The 1,843-nt window shown below is 72.8% G+C and carries 2 protein-coding genes; both read left to right on the top strand.

From position 1 onward, the window contains the following. Nucleotides 1-27 precede the first annotated feature (27 nt). Nucleotides 28-1,044: an ABC transporter ATP-binding protein gene (locus ACSNOD_RS30895; protein WP_436770387.1), complete on the top strand. Its 1,017-nt coding sequence runs from the start codon at nt 28-30 to the stop codon at nt 1,042-1,044. Beyond that, on the top strand, nt 1,041-1,843 hold an 803-nt coding region (locus tag ACSNOD_RS30890), incomplete at its 3' end, for an ABC transporter ATP-binding protein (protein WP_436770386.1). The genes ACSNOD_RS30895 and ACSNOD_RS30890, both read left to right, overlap by 4 nt.

Raw genomic sequence — 1,843 nt, 5'->3', positions numbered from 1 at the left:
GCCCCCGCCCCCGAGCCCGCCGCGCCCCTGCTGGAGGTCCGCGACCTGCACGTGGAGTTCCGCACCCGGGACGGGGTGGCCAAGGCCGTGAACGGGGTGAGCTACAGCGTCGCCGCGGGCGAGACCCTGGCCGTGCTGGGCGAGTCCGGCTCCGGCAAGTCGGTCACCGCCCAGGCCGTCATGGGCATCCTGGACTCGCCGCCCGGCCGCGTCACCGGGGGACAGGTGCTCTTCCAGGGCCGGGACCTGCTGACGCTCGGCGCCCGGGAGCGCCGGGCCATCCGCGGCGCGCGCATGGCGATGATCTTCCAGGACGCGCTGTCGGCCCTGAACCCCGTGCTCACCGTCGGCTATCAGCTGGGCGAGATGTTCCGTGTGCACCGCGGGCTCTCCCGGCGGAAGGCGAAGGAGCGGGCCGTCGAGCTGATGGACCGGGTGCGCATCCCGGCCGCCAGGCAGCGGGTCAACGACTATCCGCACCAGTTCTCCGGCGGCATGCGCCAGCGCATCATGATCGCGATGGCGATGGCCCTGGAGCCGGACCTGATCATCGCGGACGAGCCGACGACCGCCCTGGACGTGACCGTCCAGGCCCAGGTGATGGACCTGCTCGCCGAGCTCCAGCGGGAGCTGCGCATGGGCCTGATCCTGATCACCCACGACCTGGGCGTGGTGGCCGACGTCGCCGACAAGATCGCGGTGATGTACGCCGGCCGGATCGTGGAGACGGCGCCGGTGCGTGAGCTCTACAGGAGCCCGGCCCACCCGTACACCCGCGGCCTGCTCGACTCCATCCCGCGCCTGGACCGCAAGGGCCAGGAGCTGTACGCGATCAAGGGCCTGCCGCCCAACCTCCTCGCCGTCCCCGTGGGCTGCCCCTTCCACCCGCGCTGCGCCTTCACCGCCGAGGTGGGCGGCACCCGGTGCGCCGACGAGCGGCCGGTGCTGCCCCCGGGGCGGGGGGCGGCCTGTCATCTGGACGCCGAGCGCAAACGGCGACTCGGGCGGTCGGCCGGGGCCGGCCGGGGAGGGACGACGTCATGACCGAGCACCCCAGCACCCTGCCCGCGCCGCGCCCGGCTCAGGGGGCGGCCCCCGAGCCCCTCATGGTCGCGCGGGGGCTGACCAAACACTTCCCGATCATGGGCGGCTTCCCGGTGAAACGGAAGGTGGGCGCCGTGCAGGCCGTCGACGGCATCGACCTGACGGTCGGCGTCGGCGAGACCTTCGGCCTGGTCGGCGAGTCCGGCTGCGGCAAGTCCACCACCGGCCGACTGCTCACCCGGCTGATGGAGCCGACCGCCGGCACCATCTCGTACGCCGGCCAGGACATCACCCACGCCAAGCGCCGGCAGCTGGCGCCCATCCGGTCCGAGATCCAGATGATCTTCCAGGACCCGTACTCCTCGCTCAACCCCCGGCACACCGTCGGCTCCATCATCGGCGGCCCGATGGAGATCAACGGGATCGACCCGCCCGGCGGGCGCGAGCGGCGGGTGCGCGAGCTGCTGGAGACCGTCGGCCTCAACCCCGAGCACTACAACCGCTTCCCGCACGAGTTCTCCGGCGGCCAGCGCCAGCGCATCGGGGTGGCCCGGGCGCTCGCGCTGAAGCCGCGGCTGATCGTCGCCGACGAGCCGGTCTCGGCGCTCGACGTCTCGATCCAGGCCCAGGTGGTCAACCTCCTCCAGCGCCTCCAGCGCGAGCTGGGCATCGCCTTCGTCTTCATCGCCCACGACCTGGCGGTGGTGCGGCACTTCTCGCAGCGGGTGGCGGTGATGTACCTGGGGCGCTTCGCCGAACTGGGCACGGAGCACGAGATCTACGAGCACCCCACGCACCC

The organism is Streptomyces sp. URMC 123, from assembly GCF_051386515.1.
In the GTDB taxonomy this organism is placed as follows: Bacteria; Actinomycetota; Actinomycetes; order Streptomycetales; family Streptomycetaceae; genus Streptomyces.
The sequence above is the reverse complement of the archived record's forward strand: the minus strand, read 5'-3'. Positions and strand labels throughout refer to the sequence as shown.